We start from the raw sequence: 17,957 nt of genomic DNA, 5'->3' as shown, positions 1-17,957 counted from the left end.
CAGGCAGGTGGGCCCGTTCAACTAGACTGGAGGCGAGTGCCCGCCGCAGCTGTTTTGGCGAGCCCTGTCCTTTGCCGACGCGCCGGTCCTGCATCCCTGATGGTCCCGTGCCCGTCGGCATGAACCGACTCGTAGCTAAGAACAGTAGATGACTGAAACTTTGCCGGGCGCAGGCGTCCCGAATCCCCTGGATGAAGCCGCCATCACCGCCGCCGTAGACCAGGCCGTAGCCGCCATTGCCGCCGCTTCCACGCTCGACGAACTCAAGGCCGTGCGGCTCGCGCACACCGGCGAGAAGTCCGCGCTGAGCCTCGCCAACCGTGAGATCGGCGGGCTGCCGAAAGACCAGAAGGCCGCCGCCGGCAAGCTGATGGGCGCGTCCCGCGGACGCGTCAACAAGGCGCTCGCGGACCGCACGGCGGAGCTCGAAGCAGAGAACGACGCCCGCATCCTGGTGGAGGAGACGGTCGACGTCACGGCCGCTCCGCGCCGCCGTCGTGCCGGCGCACGCCACCCGCTGTCCACGCTGCAGGACCGCGTCGCGGACATCTTCGTCGGCATGGGCTGGGAGATCGCCGAGGGTCCCGAGGTCGAGTCCGAGTGGTTCAACTTCGACGCACTGAACTTCAAGCCGGACCACCCCGCCCGCGAAATGCAGGACACCTTCTTCGTGGAACCGCCCGAGGCCCACCTGCTGATGCGCACCCACACGTCCCCGGTCCAGGTCCGGTCCATGCTGGAACGCGAGCTGCCCATCTACGTGCTGTGCCCCGGCAAGGTCTTCCGCACCGACGAGCTCGACGCCACCCACACCCCGGTGTTCCACCAGTTCGAGGGCCTGGCCATCGACAAGAAGCTCAGCATGGCAGACCTCCGCGGCACCTTGGAGCACTTCGCGCGCCAGATGTTCGGCGACGAGGCCCAGATCCGCCTGCGACCCAACTACTTCCCCTTCACGGAGCCGTCCGCCGAGCTGGACATCTGGCACCCGGGGGCCAAGGGCGGTCCCAGCTGGATCGAGTGGGGCGGCTGCGGCATGGTCAACCCCAACGTGCTCCGCGCCGCCGGCATCGATCCGGACATTTATTCAGGTTTTGCCTTCGGCATGGGCATCGAGCGGACCCTGATGTTCCGCAACGAGGTCGGCGACATGCGCGACATGATCGAAGGCGACGTACGTTTCAGCGAGCACTTCGGGATGGAGATCTAACAGTGCGTATCCCACTTTCCTGGCTGCGTGAATTCGCGCAGGTACCGGCCGATGCAACGGCCGAAGACGTCATGGCGGACCTGGTCAAGGTCGGCTTTGAAGAAGAAGCCGTGCACCGTCCCACGGACACCCTCCGCGGTCCGATCGTGGTGGGCCAGGTCCTCAGCATCGTCAAGGAACCGCAGACCAACGGCAAAACCATCAACTGGTGCCAGGTCCGCGTGGTCCCCGAGGGCCAGCAGCAGCGCCTCACCGGTGACGGCATCGACCCGTCCGGAGTGCAGGGCATCATCTGTGGCGCCCACAACTTCGTGGAAGGCGACAAGGTGGTGGTCACCCTTCCGGGTGCCGTGCTGCCGGGCGACTTCCACATCTCCGCGCGGAAGACGTACGGCCACCTGTCCGCCGGCATGATCGCCTCCGTCCGCGAGCTGGGCATCGGCGAGGACCACGACGGCATCCTGGTGCTGTCCCGGGTCGGGCTGGACCCGGAAGTCGGCACCGACGCCATGGACCTGCTGGGCCTCTACGACCAGGCCGCCGAAATCAACGTCACCCCGGACCGCGGCTACGCGTTCTCGATCCGCGGCGTGGCCCGCGAGTACGCCCACGCCACCGGCACGTCCTTCACCGACCCGGCGTCGAACGTCCAGGCGCCCGCGGAACTTGCCGGCGGCTACACCGTCAAACTCAACGACGACGCCCCGATCTACGGCAAGCCCGGCTGCGACCGCTTCGTGGTCCGCACCGTCCGCGGCGTGGATGCCACCAAACCCACGCCGCCGTGGATGACCTCCCGGCTCCGGCTCGCGGGGATCCGCTCCATTTCCCTGCCCGTGGACATCTCCAACTACGTCATGCTCGAGCTCGGGCAGCCCACGCACTGCTACGACCTCGACAAGCTCTCGGGCGACATTGTGGTCCGCCGGGCCGTGGCGGGGGAGAAGATCACCACCCTGGACGAGAAGGTCCGTACGCTCGACGTCGAGGACCTGCTGATCACCGACGGTTCCGGCGCGATCGGCATTGCCGGCGTGATGGGCGGCGCGGCCACCGAGGTGAGCGATTCGACGTCGAACATCCTTGTTGAAGCCGCGCACTTCGATGAAGTGTCCATTGCACGCTCCCGCCGCCGCCACAAGCTCCCGTCCGAAGCCTCCAAGCGCTTCGAACGCGGCGTGGACTGGCACGTCGCAGGCACCGCCGCGCAGCGCGTGGTCGACCTGCTGGTCGAGCTCGCCGGCGGCACCGCCGATGAGGCCGGGACCGACGTCGGGACCGCACCGGAGACTGTCACCGTCGAGCTCCCGGCGGCCTTCGCCGCGGAACGGATCGGCATCGACTTCACGCAGGAACAGGTGGTCACCTCGCTCGAGGACCTGGGCGCCGTCGTCGTAGTGACAGACGCCGGCTACACCGTCACTGCCCCGAGCTGGCGGAACGACCTGGAAACCAAGGAGGACCTCTCCGAGGAGATCGCCCGGCTGGTCGGTTACGACCAGATCCCCGCGAGCCTTCCGGTGGCACCTCCCGGCCGCGGCCTGACCCGCACCCAGCAGCAGCGCCGGCGCCTTGTGCAGGCCCTGGCCGCCGCCGGCCTCACCGAGGTCCTCGCGTACCCCTTCGTCTCCAAGGCCGCCAACGACACCTTCGGTGTGCCTGTGGAAGGGGCGCCGCGCAAGGCCCTCAAGCTCGCCAACCCGATCAGCGAGGAGCAGGGCTACCTCCGCACCTCGATCCTGCCGGGCCTGATCGAGGTCGCCAAGCGCAACCACTCCCGCGGTTTCCGCGACCTGGCCCTGTTCGAGGCCGGCCTCGTGTTCCTGCCCGGCGACACGCTCGGCACGGCGTCCATCCCGCCGCTGGGCGTCAGGCCGGGCGACGAGGTGCTGGACGGACTGTACGACGGCGTGCCGGACCAGCCGCTGTACGTCGCCGCAGTGCTCACCGGCCACGATTCACCGGCCGCAGCCGGCCACACGCCCCGGGCGTGGGACTGGGCCGATGCCCTGGACATCGCCCGGACCGCCGGCGATGTGCTCGGCGTGGACATTGTGGTCAGCCAGGGCCAACACCAGGCCTTCCACCCGGGGCGGACCGCCCAGCTGGCGCTCCGCACGGGAACGGTCCTCGGCTACGCCGGCGAGCTGCACCCCAAGCTGCTGGCCGCCCACGACATGCCGGCCCGTTCGGTGGCGCTCGAGTTCAACGCGGACGCCCTCTTCGAGGCCGCGGCCGACGTGATCGTTGCCCGGCACATCTCCACGTACCCGGTAGCCACCCAGGACGTGGCCCTGGTGGTGCCGCAGGACATCCCGGCGGAAGAAGTACTGGCGGCCCTCCGTGAGGGTGCGGGTGAACTGCTGGAAGACGTGGCCCTCTTTGACGTCTACGCCGGCAAGGGCATCGAAGACGGCAAGAAGTCGCTGGCCTTCAGCCTGCGGTTCCGGGCCGTGGACCGCACTCTCACCGCCGACGAGGCCTCCGCTGCCCGCGAAGGCGCCGTGGCTGTGGCCCATGAGCGCTTTGGAGCAGTCCAACGCTAAAGTATGGCGGAACGCTCGCCGTGGCCGGGATCACCGTCCGGTCCGTTCGTCTTGCCGACGTCGGACCGGACGGGGAGGCCTTCCTTGATGCCGCTGAACACTCGCGGGCCGCGGGCATCAGGGACTCCGCAGCCCGGCGGGAGTTCCTGGCCGGCCGGATTGCCCTGCGGGACTTCGCCGCCGTCGTTCTTGGGGTCCAGCCCTCTGACCTGACTGCCGCCTCGGCGTGCCCGGACTGCGGATCGGGACCTGAGATTGACCACGGGCGGCCCGGTTATCTGCTGGCCGGCGCGCCCACCGGCGTCTTCCTGAGCCTTTCCCGCAGCCGAGGCTGGGCACTTCTGGCAGCCGGCAGCGGGGCGGCGGTCGGCGTCGACTTGGAACATATGTCCGGCGTCGGGTTCGCCGGGTTCGACGATGTCGTCCTGACTCCGGGGGAGCGGGAACTGCTCGCCGCCGTCCCGCCGGAGCAGGCGCCAAGCTGGCGGGCCTCCGCGTGGGCGCGCAAGGAAGCCCTGCTGAAGGCGCACGGCACCGGGCTGCGGACCGACCCGGCCACCGTTGAAGCCTTCGCGGATTTCCCCGACAGCACCCGCCTCATGGACCTGGATCCGGCGGAACTGGGCCTGCCGCCCGAATTCGCGGCCGCGCTTGCAGTCCTCGGCGGAACGTAGCCGGGCGAGGTTCGGTCATCCCAACGCGTGGTGCAGACGCCCATGGCGCATTTCGTCGGGTAGCCGCCTACGCGGGATCGCTATGGCTCTCTCCACGGCCAGGTGTGGTTGCCCCGGCCTTTTCGGATTGACGAGCTGCAATGATTCCGTCCCGCGTCGCCGCCCGGATGACCCCATAAAGGATGTAAAAGAAAATGGCCACGAATGTGGCGGTTAGTACAAAGCCCACCTGTTCCCCCTGGAGTCGCTGTCCGACGTGGACTTGGCAAGCCTACTGCAGTGTTCAAACGGATTCCTGCGGCGACCCTGGGCGGCCACGCTGCGGTCTGCGCATCTCCTTGTGGATGCAGGGAGGCCACGTAGGCCTTCCCCCGTGTGTGTTGTGCCGCATGAAGTCAGCGCGCCCGGTATGGGGGTGCCAGTTTCTGCCCGACGGCGGCTGGGGTCGGCTTTTTGTCGGTGCGTCTTGAGACGATGTGGGTATGGAAAACAGGGTTGTTTTCAGTGCGGAGGTTCGGGAGGCGGCGGAGGCTTTGGCCGCGTCCGCTGCGGCGCTGGCTGCCTCGGTGGGCGCCGCGGGTCCATCCGGCCTTCCTGCCGGCGGTCCTCCCGATGTGGGTTCTCCTCAGGATGGTTCTGGGCCGTTGGAGGGTGGGGATCCGTTGCGGGATCTGGCGGATGCGTGCCTGGACGGTTTGGCGGGGCTTGCTCGGGTGGAGGCGCAGAGCGCGGCGTTGAAGGTCCTGGTAGCCGCGGAGTACCTGCACACAACCAAGGCGTTGGCGGCGCCCGAGGCGTCCGGCACTGCGCAGGAGATGGCGGAGGTCGCCGAGGTCGCCGGTGTCCTGACCGTCTCGGAGCGTTCGGCCGGGGCGTTTCTGTGTGAGTGTGTGGCGTTGACCGCGCGCCTGCCGCTGACTTTGGCGGCGTTGGGTGCCGGGACGTTCTCGTGGCAGCACGCCCGGATTATGGTGGACGAGACGGCGAATCTGGACGCCGCGGGGGCGGCGGCGCTGGAGGCGCATTTCTTGGACCCGGCCGTACCGGACCCGGCCAGGGGGTGCCCGGCCGGGGAACTCGTGCCGGGACGGTTCCGTGCCAAGGCCCGCACGTGGCGGGAACGCCACCACCCGGTGAGCATCGAAACCCGCCACAGAAAGTGCACGGCGGACCGGCGGGTCGAGTTCGTCCCGGACAACGACGGCATGGCCTGGTTCAACGCGTACCTTCCGGCGGAGACCGTGGCAGGAATCTGGAACCGGACCACCGCCGGGGCAAGGGCGCTGCAGGGCCCGGACGAGCCACGGACCCTCACCCAGCTCCGTGCCGACGTCGCCGCCACCCTCCTCCTCGGAGGCAACACCGGCAACAACACCGGCAACAACACCGGCGGGACGGATGACGCTGCCGGCGGGGACATTGGGAGCGTGGGTGTTGTGGGTTCTGGTGTGCCGGTGCCGCGGGCGCAGGTTCTGGTCACTGTCCCGGTGATGTCGCTGCTGGGGGTGACGGAGGAACCGGCGATGCTGGACGGGTACGGGCCGATCCCGCCGTCCATGGCCCGCCGCCTGGTCGCTGATGGTGCGGATTCGTTCCACCGGGTCCTGGTCGACCCGCGGGACGGGGCGCCGCTGGAAATCGGCCGAACCAGCTACCGGGTCACCAAGGCCCTGCGGCAATGGCTGCGCCTGCGCGACGCCAAATGCTCCTTCCCGAACTGCAACAACCCGTCGCTCGACAACGATGCGGACCACTTGTTGGCCTGGGCTGACGGCGGAACCACCGGGATCACCAACCTTGGCCAGCCGTGCCGCAAACACCACCGCCTCAAACACACCACCGCCTGGACACCCGCCGGAGCCACCAAGGAGAGCCCGCCCGGCTGGACCTCACCGACCGGACGGACCTACCCCAGCGAACACCAGGACTGGGAACCACCCCACTGGCCGGACACCCTCCCACTCACCGGCAAGAGCCCGGATCCTGGCGCGGACTGGGGTCTGTTCGAGACTGGGTTCCCAGGCTACGCACCTGACGATCTGCTTGATTCGGAACTGCCTGTCTACCCCGGATGGTGCCCCGACATGGAGCCGCCTCCAGACCCGTTCGCGGAATGGTACCGGTTCGCCACAGGCCGGGAACCTGAACCGGAAAGGGACCCGGAAGACCCAGGATGGGATCCCGACATGGAGCTGCCCCGAGACATATCCGCGGACTGGTACCAGTTCACCGCTGCTTGACCAGCCGTGGCACAGGCCCCGAACAACCACGGCGACTGTCCCACGCGGCGGCGCCGGTTTCACGGAAGGTGCTGCCGCTCCTGAGTCAATGAGCAGGATGCGGACGGATCAGCCTGCGGTCGGGAGCGGCGGCAGGGCCTCCTGGTACAGCCACGGGTGCAGCAGGGACTCGGTATCGAGGCCGGTGGCACGGTCGGCCGTGAGGATGAACTGCTGGGTCGACACGGAACTATGGCGGTTCTGTGCCACCCAGTCATGCAGCAGGGAGAAAAAGGCCAAATCACCGCACCGCAGGCGCAGGGCATGCAGCGCCAGTGCGCCACGCTTGTACACCCGGTCATCGAACATCAGCTCCGGGCCGGGGTCGCCCACCAGCAGGTCCTGCTTGCTGGTGGCGAGCTTCCGCCATGCCGCGGCGGCCCGGCGGGCTACCGTCAACACGCCGGACTCCTCGGACCAGATCCATTCGGCGTAACAGGCAAAGCCCTCATGCAGCCAGATATCCCGCCACGAGGCCGCTGTGAGCGAGTTCCCGAACCACTGGTGCGACAGCTCATGCGCAATCAAGCGCTGGGACTCCCAATCCAGCTTGAGGTGGTTGGGGCCGAAGATCGACAGGCTCTGCGCTTCCAGCGGGATTTCCAGGACGTCCCCCGCGACCACCGCCGTGTATTCGGCGAAAGGGTACGGGCCGAAGCAATTGATGAAGGTGCGCATCATCTCCGGCTGCTTCGCCAGCCCCGTCCGGGCCGCGTCCGCAAGCTCGGCCGGAACCGCGGCGAACTGGGGAATGTGGGATGGCTGCCGGACAGTGTCGAGGGCCAACAACTCATAGCGGCCGATCTGGACCGTGGCGAGGTAGGTGGACATCGGCTCGGACTGCTCATAGACCCAGGTCTCGCGGCTGGACCGGCTGGTACGGGACACCAGGATCCCGTTGCACACGGCCCGGTAGTTGGCATCCGTGGTCACCGAGATCCGGTAGCTCGCCTTGTCCTTGGGGTGGTCGTTGCACGGGAACCAGGACGGCGCACCGTTCGGCTGCCCTGCCACCAGGACACCGTCGGTCAGCTCCTCCCAGCCCACTTCGCCCCACAGCCCGCGGCGGGGAGCAGGGTTGCCCTCGTACCGGATGTCCAGGGTGAATTCCTGTCCCGGCAGCAGGGCCGCTTCGGGCACGATCACCAGTTGGTCGGCGCGCTGGCTGAACTTCCGGACTCTGCGCCCGCTGAGCTGGATCTTGGTGGCCCGAAGCCCCGTCAGGTCCAGCACAATGGCCGACGCCGGCCGTTCCGTCACAGCGTGCAGCACCGCCCGCCCGTTCAGGCGGTTGCTGCTGAGTTTGTAGTCGAGTTCGAGTTCGTAGCGGGTGACCCGGTAGGCGTCGGTTCCGTGGCCGGGCAGGTACGGATCGGGCGAGGCGGCAACATCGTCCGCCGGGGGGCCGCCGACGCCCCCGGAGGCGGCCGTGGAACTTGGAAAAATGGAACTCATGAACCGGCTTTCGCGCTTGCAGGTGCGGACGGGCGTGGCTACTTCAGTTTGGGGGCGGGCACGGCCGGGCCGGCCCAGGGGCTCACTGGATTGCCCATCCAGTAGGTGCCGGCGGGCACTGTTTCGCCCCGCATCACGAGGGACGCCGGGCCCACTGTGCCGCCGCTGCCGATGCGGGCCTGCGGGAGGATGACTCCGTGCGGCCCCATCGTTGCCCCGTCATCGAGCGTAACAGTGTCGATGCTCATGACGCGGTCGTGGAACAGATGGGTCTGGACCACGCAGCCGCGGTTCACCGTGGAATTCCGGCCCAGGGTCACCAGGTCCGCTTCGGGCAGCCAGTAGCTTTCGCACCATGTGCCGGGCCCGATTTTCGCCCCCAGCGCGCGGAGCCACCAGACCAACGCCGGGGTGCCACTGGCAGAGCGGGCGAACCAGGGAGCGCTGACCATTTCGATGAACGTGTCCACCACCTCGTTGCGCCAGATGAAAGAGCTCCACAGCGGATGCTCCCCGGGCTTGATGCGACCCACCAGCAGCCATTTCGCCACGACGGCGCTCCCGGCGGCCACGAAGCCGGCAGCCAGGATCACGACGCCGCCGAGGAGCGCCGCGATGCCGTAGTTGAACACGGCGGCCAGCCAGTCGAAGGCGACGAACACCCCGGCGGCGATCGCGAGCGTCGTCACCACGGGGACGAACCGGCACAGCTCCCACAGCGCCCGGGCAACCTTGAGTTTCAGCGGCGGCTGGAACGTCCTGGTGTCATCCGAGGCGATGGCGGTGCGCCGGAGCCGGACCGGCGGGCTCCCCAGCCACGAGGTCCCGGATTTTGCCTTCGCGGGCGTCGCCGACAGCACTGCCACGAGGGAGTTCTTGGGCACATTGCGCCCGGCACCCGTCATGCCGGAGTTGCCCAGGAAAGAGCGTTTGCCGATCTTGGCCGGCGCAATCCGCAACCAACCGCCGTCGAGCTCGTAGGACGCCACCATGGTGTCGTCGGCCAGGAAGGCGCCCTCGCCGACCGTGGTCATCTTGGGAATCAGCAGGACGGTTGAAGCCTCCACGTTTTTGCCGATCCGGGCCCCGAGCAGGCGGAGCCAGGCCGGTGTGAAGAGGCTGGCGTAAATGGGGAAGAGCAGGTCGCGGGCCAGGTCCAGCACCCGTTCCGTGGCCCAGACCTGCCAGCCGATCCGGCTGCGCACCCGGTAGTACCCCTCGGCCAGGCCCACGCCCAGGAGCCGGGTGGTCGCCAGGATCAGCACGAGGTTCGACAGGAACCAGGCCAGGGCCGCGGCTGGAAGGGACAGGAGGAGCTGCGGGAGCGCCGCGCCCAGCGATTCGCTGCCGCGGATGAAGCCAAAAACCACCAGCGCCGCTGCGGCGGCCGAGACGTAGGGGATCAGGGCCAGGACGGCGGAGGCGCCGGCGAACCCGGCAAACCAGAGCCGCCCGATCAGCGGATGGTGCGGGGGAGTCTCCGGCCGGGCGGGCTTGGCCTTGCCGCGGCGCTCGGCGGGGGACCCGGCGACGAGCTGCCCGGACTTCACCTTGCCCAGCACGGCCGAGCCGGGCTCCACTTTTGCTCCGGCGCCGATCGTGGCGCCGGGCATCAGCGTGCTGCGCGCCCCGACGGTGGCGCCGGGACCGATCCGGATGGCCCCGATGTGTACGACGTCGCCGTCGATCCACCAGCCGGACAGATCAACCTCCGGCTCCACGTTGCAGCCGCTGCCGAGCGAGAGCAGGCCCGTGACGGGCGGCAGCGAGTGCAGCTGGACGTTGTCGCCGATTTTCGCACCGAGGGCTCGGGCGTAGTACGGCACCCACGGGGCGCTGGCCAGGCTGATGGCGCCGGCCAGGTCCTGGATCTGTTCGGCCAGCCACAGTCGCAGGTGCACCCGGCCGGACCTCGGGTACGTACCCGGGACCACGTTGCGGAGCAGCAGCCGGGCCGCCGCGACCGAGATCAGCATCCGGCCTGCCGGGCTGACGAACACCAGCCACGAAGCGCCCACCCACCACCACGAGAGTGTGGGCGCCGCCGTGAAGCCGGCGAACGCGAAGAGAAGATTGTTGGCCGCCATCAGGTAGGTCAGCCAGCGCATGCCGACCAGGATGTGCAGCGGGACGCCCATCAGCGTCTGGAAGACCTGCGACCTGCGGGCCGTGCGGCGGACCACGCGTTCCGCGGGGGCCACGGCGCCGCCGTCGGGCAGCGACTGCCGCGCAACGTCGATCAGTGCCCCGACACGGGGAGTGGCATAAATGTCCGCCACCGTGATGGTGGGGTAGCGTACGCGGAGCGCCGAGACGAGCTGGGCGGCGGCGAGGGACCCGCCCCCGTAGGCGAAGAAGTCGGCGTCGAGGCTGGACGCGGTGCTGCCCAGGACCGAGCTCCACTGCTCCACGATCCACGCCGCGTCGTCCGGGAGGTTCAGCGGGGCCGCCTCGGTGTCGGCGGCGCCGGCCCCCGCCAGGGGCCACGGCAGCGCATGCCGGTCCACTTTGCCGCTGGTCTTGGTGGGCAGCGAATCCACCACGGTCAGGAGCGGGATCAGCGGCGCCGGCAGGCTGCCCCCGAGCAGTTCCCGCGCGGCGGCAAGGTCCAGGTCCTTGCCGCCTGCCGGCGCGAGGTAGCCGACCAGAATCTGGTTCCCTGCCGCCGTCGTCTGCACCGCTGCGGCCGCGCCCGCGACGTCCGGGAGCGACTGCAGGGCGGCATCGATTTCGCCCAGCTCGATCCGCCGGCCGCCCAGTTTGACCTGTTCGTCGGCTCGGCCCATGAAGATCAGCCCCGCGGCCTCGTAACGGACCAGATCGCCCGAGCGGTAGGCGCGTGCCCAGCCGAGTGAGGGCATGGGGGCATACTTTTCGGCGTCCTTGGCCGGGTCCAGGTACCGGGCAAGGCCGACGCCGCCGATGATCAGTTCGCCGACTTCGCCCTCCGCGACGGGCCGGGACCGGTCATCCACCACGGCCAGGTCCCAGCCGTCCAGCGGCAGGCCGATCCGGACCGGTCCGGGCCCGCCCAGCGGCGCGGCGCACGCGACCACGGTGGCCTCGGTGGGCCCGTAAGTGTTCCAGACCTCGCGGCCCTCGACGGCGAGCCGCTCGGCGAGGTCCGGCGGGCACGCTTCGCCGCCGAAGATCAGCAGGCGGACGCTCTCCAGGGACTCCACCGGCCAGAGCGCGGCCAGCGTGGGCACCGTGGACACCACCGTGATGCCGTGGCTGATCAGCCACGGGCCCAGGTCCATGCCGGTCCGGACCAGGGCGCGCGGTGCCGGGACCAGGCAGGCTCCGTGGCGCCACGCGAGCCACATCTCCTCGCAGGAAGCGTCGAAGGCGACCGAGAGTCCCGCCAGGACGCGGTCCTGCGTCCCGACAGGATCCCCCTGCTGGAAGAGCCGGGCTTCGGCGTCGACGAAGGCCGCGGCGGAACGGTGCTGGACCGCCACGCCCTTGGGGGTGCCGGTGGAACCCGACGTGAAGATGACCCAGGCGTCGTCGTCCGGGCCGGGCAGCCTCGGAGCACGGAACGGGCGGGGCCGCTGGCCCTCCGTCACAATGTCACCGCCCCCGCGCACTATGCCTGCGACGCCGGCTTCGCCGAACACCAGCCGGGCGCGTTCCTCCGGGTCGTCCGCGTCGACCGGGACGTAGGCGGCCCCGACCATCAGGATGGCGAGGATTGAGACGTACAGCAGGTTGGTGCCGGACGGAATCCGCACGCCGATCTTGTCCCCGGCGCCGAGGCCGGCCAGGTGCAGCTCCTTCGCCGTGGCCCTGACAGCCGCCATGAGCTGGGCGTAACTGAGTGACTCGTGGCCGTCGTCGAGGGCGGAAGCCTCCGGAAAGCGGGCTGCGGTGTGCCGCAGGATATCAACCAGGGTTTGCTCCGGCGGCGCGGCCAGGGACCCCGGAAGCTGCGGCAGGAAGTCGGGGCTGACGGTGGCCAGGGCCTGCGGCGGGCCGCCGGGTTGCGCTTGGTGATCAGTCACAGGGGGATGGTCTCCGGCCTAGGTGAACGGAAGGTTTCCGGGTTCGCTTTGTGTTAATAGTCCGCCACTGAGGCGATGTTCGCACGCGGTTCCCCATGGTCTGTTCCTGAGCCTGGTCTGTTCCTGAGCCCGTGATACCCGGCCTAGGGCACCAGCAGGACTTTGCCGGTGGTGCGCCGCTGCTCGAGGTCATCGTGGGCCCGGCCGGCTTCGGCCAGGTCGTAACGGGCGCCGATCCGCACCTTGAGGGTCCCGTCGGCCACTGCCGCGAAGAGCTCGTCCGAGCGCCAGCGGCGTTCCCGGGCGTCGCGCAGGAAGTGGCCGATCGTCGGCCGGGTGAGGTACAGCGAGCCGCCCGAGTTGAGCCGCTGCGGGTCGAAGGGCGGCACCGGGCCCGACGCTGCTCCGAAGAGCACCAGGGTGCCGCGGACGCGCAGGGCGGCAAGGGACCCGTCGAACGTGTCCTTCCCGACGCCGTCGTACACCACGTCCGCGCCGGCCCCGTCGGTCAGTTCGCGGACCTCCGCGGCGAAACCGTCGTAGCGCAGCACGTGGTCCGCGCCGGCCTCACGGGCCAGCTGCTCCTTGTCATCGGTGGACACCGTGGTGATGACACGCGCGCCGCGGGCCTTGAGCAGCTGGATCAGCAGGAGCCCCACGCCGCCGGCACCGGCGTGCAGCAGGACGGTGTGGCCGGGCTCCACGTTGAAGGAGGAGTTGATCAGGTAGTGCGCGGTGATGCCCTGCAGCGGCAGGGCCGCGGCCGTGAAATCGTCCACCCCGTGCGGCACCGGCAGCGCCTTGTCCTCGTCAATCAGGGCGTAGCCGGCGTAGCAGTTGACGCCCTCGGCCGTGGCCACACGGTCGCCAACGGAGAACCCGGTGACGCCGTCGCCCCGTTCCTCCACGGTGCCCGAGGCCTCGGAGCCGGGGGTGAAGGGGTACGCCACCTTGTAGGCGCCGCTGCGCTTATAGGTGTCGATGAAGTTCACGCCGACGGCGGCGACCTTGACCAGCAGCTGCCCGGGGCCCGGGACCGGGCGGTCCACTTCAGCCAGGTTGAGAACGTCGGGGCCTCCGGCCTCGCGGGCAACGATTGCATGCATCATGGAACTCCTTGACTGGGCTGACGTGTGCGGGCCGGACCCGGCTGTTTTCACCCATCCTAGGGACACCGGCCCCATCGGCGAAGTGCCGTCCGGGATCCGGCGCGGCTGTCCGTGCCGCCGCGGGTCAAGGGGAGCGGAACACGCGCACCACCCATGCATAAATATCGGGATCTATGCATAGTCTTGCTGTATAGTCGGGGGTATGACTATTTCTGTTGCCGTATCCGGGGCCAGCGGCTACGCCGGCGGCGAGGTGCTGCGGCTCCTTGCCGGCCACCCCGACGTCACCATCGGCGCCATCACGGCGCACAGCAACGCCGGTTCCAGACTAGGGGAATTGCAGCCCCATCTCCACGGTCTGGCCAGCCGCATTCTCGAGGACACCACCGTGGAGAACCTGTCCGGACACGACGTCGTGTTCCTGGCCCTTCCGCACGGCGCCTCCGCCGATATCGCCGCGCAGCTGCCGGCCGGCACCCTGGTCATCGACGCCGGTGCCGACCACCGGCTGGACGACGCCGAAACCTGGGAGAAGTTCTACGGCTCCCCGCACGCCGGAACGTGGCCTTACGGCCTGCCGGAGCTGCCGGGCCAGCGCGAGGCCCTCCGCGGCGCCAAGCGGATCGCCGTCCCGGGCTGCTACCCGACGTCGGCCCTGCTCGCCCTGACCCCCGGCTTCAGCAACCACCTGCTGCAGGCGGACGACGTCGTGATTGTCGCCGCCTCCGGCACCTCAGGGGCCGGGAAGGCCGCCAAGGTCAACCTGATCGGCGCCGAGGTCATGGGCTCCATGAGCCCCTACGGCGTGGGCGGCGGCCACCGGCACACCCCGGAAATCGAACAGGGGCTGTCGAAGGCGCTGAACGCCCCCGTCACCGTCTCCTTCACCCCCACGTTGGCACCCATGAGCCGCGGCATCCTGACGACCGCCACCGCCAAGGTGCGGCCGGGCGTGACGGCGGAGGAGCTGCGTTCCGCCTGGGCCGAGGCCTACGACGACGAGCCGTTCGTGCACCTGCTGCCTGAAGGCCGCTGGCCGTCCACCAAGTCCGTGCAGGGATCCAACCACGCCGTGATGCAGCTGGCGCTCGACGCGCACACCGGCCGCGTGATCGTCACGTGCGCCATCGACAACCTGACCAAGGGGACCGCCGGCGGCGCCGTGCAGTCCATGAACATCGCCCTCGGCCTGGCGGAAACCGCCGGCCTCAACCACCAGGGAGTCGCACCGTGAGCATCACCGCCCCCCAGGGATTCCGCGCCGCCGGCGTCACCGCCGGCCTCAAGACCTCCGGAAAGCCGGATCTTGCCCTCGTGGTCAACGACGGTCCCGCCAAAGCCGCCGCAGCCGTGTTCACGTCCAACCGGGTCGCCGCAGCCCCCGTGCACTGGTCCCGCGAAGTGGTCAAGGACGGCCGCGTGGACGCCGTTATCCTCAACTCCGGCGGGGCCAACGCCTGCACCGGCCCGCAGGGTTTCCAGAACACTCACACCACGGCCGAAAAAACCGCTGAAGCCCTCGGCGTCTCCGCCACCGACGTTTTTGTCTGCTCCACCGGACTGATCGGCGAGCAGCTGCCCATGGACAAGATCCTCGCCGGGATCGGTGCCGCCACGGCGGCCCTCAGCAGCGACGGCGGATCCCACGCCGCCACCGCCATCATGACCACGGACTCCGTGTCCAAAGAGGCGGTCTTCACCGGCACCGACGCCGCCGGCAAGGAATTCACCATCGGCGGCATGGCCAAGGGCGCGGGCATGCTCGCCCCGGGACTCGCCACCATGCTGGTGGTCCTCACCACCGACGCGGACGTCCAGCCGGACATGCTCGACGTCGTCCTCCGCGACGCCACCCGGGTCACCTTTGACCGGGCAGACTCGGACGGCTGCATGTCCACCAACGACACCGTGGTGCTGCTCGCTTCCGGTGCCTCCGGCGCCGTGCCGTCCGCCGTCGACTTCGGCGCGGGCCTGACCCAGGTCTGCGCGGAGCTGGCCCGCAAGCTCATCGGCGACGCCGAGGGCGCCAGCCACGACATCGCGATCCGCACGTTCAACGCCGCGAGCGAAAAAGACGCCGAAGTGGTCAGCCGCTCCGTCGCCCGCTCCAACCTTTTCAAGGCCGCCATCTTCGGCAAGGACCCCAACTGGGGCCGGGTCCTCTCCGCCGTCGGCACCACCGACGCCGCCTTCGAACCCGACCAGCTCAACGTGTCCATGAACGGCGTGCAGATCTGCCGCAACGGCAGCATCGGCGACGACCGCAGCCTGGTGGACCTGGAACCCCGCGAGGTCCTGGTCGAGATCGACCTGCAGGCCGGCGGGGCCGAGGCCACCATCTGGACCAACGACCTCACGCACGACTACGTCCACGAAAACAGCGCCTACTCCAGCTAGTGCCTTCGAAGAAGGACGAACAGGAGGACAAACAGGAGGACGCCCCATGAACACCCAGACCCGCGAAACCACGTCCATGTCCGACGCGCAGGACAAGGCCGGCACGCTGATCGAGGCCCTGCCCTGGATCCAGCGCTTCGCCGGCACCACCATGGTGATCAAATACGGCGGCAACGCCATGGTCAACGATGAGCTCCGCCGTGCCTTCGCCGAGGACGTCGTGTTCCTGCACCACGTCGGCATCCACCCCGTGGTGGTGCACGGCGGCGGTCCGCAGATCAACGCCATGCTCAGCCGGCTCGGCATCGAGTCCGAATTCAAGGGCGGCCTCCGGGTCACCACGCCCGAAGCCATGGACGTGGTCCGCATGGTCCTCACGGGCCAGGTGGGCCGCGAGCTGGTGGGCCTCATCAACTCCCACGGCCCCTACGCCGTCGGCATGTCCGGCGAGGACGGCGGGTTGCTCCGCGCGGTCCGCACGGGCACGGTCGTCGACGGCCAGGAGGTGGACCTGGGCCTGGTGGGCGAGGTAACCGGCGTGAACCCCGAGGGAATCCTGGACATCATCGCGGCCGGACGGATCCCGGTGATCTCCACCGTTGCCCCCGAAATTTTCGACGACGGCAGCCTGGACGCGGGAACAAAGCAGGCGCAGACCACCGGCCAGGTCCTCAACGTCAACGCGGACACCGCCGCCGCAGCCCTCGCCGAAGCCCTCGGCGCCTCGAAGCTGGTGATCCTCACCGACGTCGAGGGGCTCTTCGCCAACTGGCCGGACCGTTCCTCGCTCATCTCCTCGCTGACGGCGTCGGAACTCCGCGAGCTGCTGCCGCGCCTGGAATCGGGCATGATTCCCAAAATGGAGGCCTGCCTCAAGGCCGTCGAGGGCGGCGTCGAACGCGCACACATCGTGGACGGCAGGCTGCCGCACTCGATGCTGCTGGAAACCTTCACGACGGCGGGCATCGGCACGCAGGTCGTCCCGGACGAGGAACGCAAATGAACCAGATCGAAACTGCCCCCGAACTCACGGAGCTGGTCGAAACCGGCGGCCAGACCACCGGCGCGCAGTGGCTGTCCCGCTACTCGTCCGCCCTCCTGGGCGTGTTCGGCACGCCGCAGCGGGTCCTGGTCCGCGGCGCGGGCTGCCTCGTGTGGGACGCCGACGGCAAGGAATACCTTGACCTCCTCGGCGGCATCGCCGTCAACGCCCTCGGCCACGCGCACCCCTTCGTCACGTCGGTGATCTCCAGCCAGCTCGCCACCCTGGGCCACGTCTCCAACTTCTTCACCAGCCCCACCCAGATCGCGCTGGCCGAGAAACTGCTGGAGATCAGCAAGGCCCCGGCCGGCTCCAAGGTGTTCTTCGCCAACTCCGGGACCGAGGCCGTGGAAGCGGCGTTTAAGCTGGCCCGGCGCAACTCGGGCGCCAGCCCGGACAGTCCAGCGACGCCGCGCACCAAAATCGTCGCGCTGGAGGGCGCCTTCCACGGCCGCACCATGGGCGCCCTTGCGCTCACCGCCAAGGAGGCCTACCGGGCGCCGTTCGCCCCGCTGCCGGCCGGCGTCGTGCACATCCCCTTCGGCGACGTCGACGCGCTCCGCGCCGCGGTGGATGACACCACCGCCGCCGTCTTCCTCGAACCGATCCAGGGTGAGGCCGGCGTCCGCCCGCTGCCTGCCGGCTACCTCAAGGCGGCGCGCGAGGCGACCAGCGCCGCGGGCGCCCTGCTGATCCTGGACGAGGTCCAGACCGGCATCGGCCGGACCGGCAAATGGCTGGCCAGCGAAGACGCCGGGATCGTCCCCGACGCCGTGACCCTCGCCAAAGGCCTGGGTGGAGGCTTCCCGATCGGGGCCCTGCTCACGTTCGGGCCCGAGGTGTCCTCGCTGCTGTCCGCCGGCCAGCACGGGACCACCTTCGGCGGCAACCCCGTGGCCACCGCCGCGGCCCTCGCCACCCTGCACGTGCTGGAAAGCCAGGACGTCCTGGCCCATGTCCGGTCCGTGGGGGACCACCTGCGCGCCAGGCTGGCAGCCACCGACGGCGTCACCGAGGTCCGTGGCGAAGGGCTCCTGATCGGCTTCGACCTCGACGCCGACATGGCCCCGGCCGTCGTCACCGCCGGCCTCGACGCGGGTTTCATCGTCAACAGCCCCGGCCCCCGCACCATCCGGCTCGCGCCACCGCTGATCCTCAGCACCGAACAGGCCGACCGTTTCCTTGCGGCCCTGCCCGCCCTCCTCCAGACCGCAAAGGACGCCCAGTGAACGCGACTGAAG

General features: G+C 69.4%; 11 protein-coding genes. 8 read left to right on the top strand and 3 right to left on the bottom strand.

The genetic code is table 11. The features are described from left to right. Window positions 1-148: 148 nt before the first annotated feature. The 4 genes from pheS to ACTWQD_RS17915 all read left to right on the top strand — a co-directional run bounded on the left by pheS (window position 149) and on the right by ACTWQD_RS17915 (window position 6,670). Window positions 149-1,210 (top strand): phenylalanine--tRNA ligase subunit alpha, encoded by a 1,062-nt coding sequence (pheS, locus tag ACTWQD_RS17930; RefSeq protein WP_066434996.1) that lies wholly within the window; start codon window positions 149-151, stop codon window positions 1,208-1,210. 2 nt (window positions 1,211-1,212) lie between these two features. Beyond that, window positions 1,213-3,756, top strand: a complete 2,544-nt coding sequence (gene pheT, locus ACTWQD_RS17925; protein ID WP_443197473.1) for a phenylalanine--tRNA ligase subunit beta — start codon at window positions 1,213-1,215, stop codon at window positions 3,754-3,756. A 20-nt stretch (window positions 3,757-3,776) separates the two neighbouring features. After that, window positions 3,777-4,430 carry a 4'-phosphopantetheinyl transferase family protein gene (locus ACTWQD_RS17920; RefSeq protein ID WP_443197472.1) on the top strand — a complete coding sequence of 218 codons (654 nt, stop codon included), beginning with the start codon at window positions 3,777-3,779 and terminating at the stop codon, window positions 4,428-4,430. 482 nt (window positions 4,431-4,912) lie between these two features. Continuing rightward, window positions 4,913-6,670 (top strand): DUF222 domain-containing protein, encoded by a 1,758-nt coding sequence (locus ACTWQD_RS17915; RefSeq protein ID WP_443197471.1) that lies wholly within the window; start codon window positions 4,913-4,915, stop codon window positions 6,668-6,670. A 108-nt stretch (window positions 6,671-6,778) separates the two neighbouring features. On the opposite strand, the gene ACTWQD_RS17910 is transcribed toward ACTWQD_RS17915, so the two are convergent. From ACTWQD_RS17910 to ACTWQD_RS17900, 3 genes are all read right to left on the bottom strand, one after another. Then, entirely contained in the window at window positions 6,779-8,164 is a 1,386-nt protein-coding gene (locus ACTWQD_RS17910) for a M1 family metallopeptidase (protein ID WP_443197470.1), read from the bottom strand. Between the two features lie 38 nt (window positions 8,165-8,202). After that, window positions 8,203-12,126 (bottom strand): Pls/PosA family non-ribosomal peptide synthetase, encoded by a 3,924-nt coding sequence (locus ACTWQD_RS17905; protein ID WP_443197488.1) that lies wholly within the window; start codon window positions 12,124-12,126, stop codon window positions 8,203-8,205. A gap of 185 nt (window positions 12,127-12,311) precedes the next feature. Beyond that, complete coding sequence (locus ACTWQD_RS17900) at window positions 12,312-13,277, bottom strand: quinone oxidoreductase family protein (RefSeq protein ID WP_443197469.1); 966 nt, start codon at window positions 13,275-13,277, stop codon at window positions 12,312-12,314. A gap of 202 nt (window positions 13,278-13,479) precedes the next feature. Between ACTWQD_RS17900 and argC the strand changes: the two genes are divergently transcribed. The 4 genes from argC to ACTWQD_RS17880 are packed head-to-tail and all read left to right on the top strand — an operon-like array spanning window position 13,480 to window position 17,945. Further along, window positions 13,480-14,511 carry an N-acetyl-gamma-glutamyl-phosphate reductase gene (gene argC / locus ACTWQD_RS17895; RefSeq protein ID WP_443197468.1) on the top strand — a complete coding sequence of 344 codons (1,032 nt, stop codon included), beginning with the start codon at window positions 13,480-13,482 and terminating at the stop codon, window positions 14,509-14,511. Continuing rightward, window positions 14,508-15,674, top strand: coding sequence for a bifunctional glutamate N-acetyltransferase/amino-acid acetyltransferase ArgJ (gene argJ, locus ACTWQD_RS17890; RefSeq protein WP_443197467.1), 1,167 nt, complete (start codon window positions 14,508-14,510; stop codon window positions 15,672-15,674). Before argC ends, argJ begins: the two co-directional genes overlap by 4 nt. Window positions 15,675-15,720: 46 nt before the next feature. Further along, window positions 15,721-16,677: an acetylglutamate kinase gene (gene argB, locus ACTWQD_RS17885; RefSeq protein WP_443197466.1), complete on the top strand. Its 957-nt coding sequence runs from the start codon at window positions 15,721-15,723 to the stop codon at window positions 16,675-16,677. Further along, a complete protein-coding gene (locus ACTWQD_RS17880) occupies window positions 16,674-17,945 on the top strand; it encodes an acetylornithine transaminase (RefSeq protein ID WP_443197465.1) in 1,272 nt (423 codons plus the stop codon). The genes argB and ACTWQD_RS17880 overlap by 4 nt, the downstream gene beginning before the upstream one ends. Window positions 17,946-17,957: the final 12 nt, after the last annotated feature.

Source organism: Pseudarthrobacter sp. 1C304, assembly GCF_052245515.1.
In the GTDB taxonomy this organism is placed as follows: Bacteria; Actinomycetota; Actinomycetes; order Actinomycetales; family Micrococcaceae; genus Arthrobacter.
The sequence above is the reverse complement of the archived record's forward strand: the minus strand, read 5'-3'. Positions and strand labels throughout refer to the sequence as shown.

Coding starts and splice junctions, on each gene's coding strand:
- pheS (WP_066434996.1), top strand. CDS start 149: ATGACTGAAACTTTGCCGGGCGCAGGCGTCCCGAATCCCCTGGATGAA.
- ACTWQD_RS17915 (WP_443197471.1), top strand. CDS start 4,913: ATGGAAAACAGGGTTGTTTTCAGTGCGGAGGTTCGGGAGGCGGCGGAG.
- ACTWQD_RS17910 (WP_443197470.1), bottom strand. CDS start 8,164: ATGAGTTCCATTTTTCCAAGTTCCACGGCCGCCTCCGGGGGCGTCGGC.
- ACTWQD_RS17900 (WP_443197469.1), bottom strand. CDS start 13,277: ATGATGCATGCAATCGTTGCCCGCGAGGCCGGAGGCCCCGACGTTCTC.
- argC (WP_443197468.1), top strand. CDS start 13,480: ATGACTATTTCTGTTGCCGTATCCGGGGCCAGCGGCTACGCCGGCGGC.
- argB (WP_443197466.1), top strand. CDS start 15,721: ATGAACACCCAGACCCGCGAAACCACGTCCATGTCCGACGCGCAGGAC.
- ACTWQD_RS17880 (WP_443197465.1), top strand. CDS start 16,674: ATGAACCAGATCGAAACTGCCCCCGAACTCACGGAGCTGGTCGAAACC.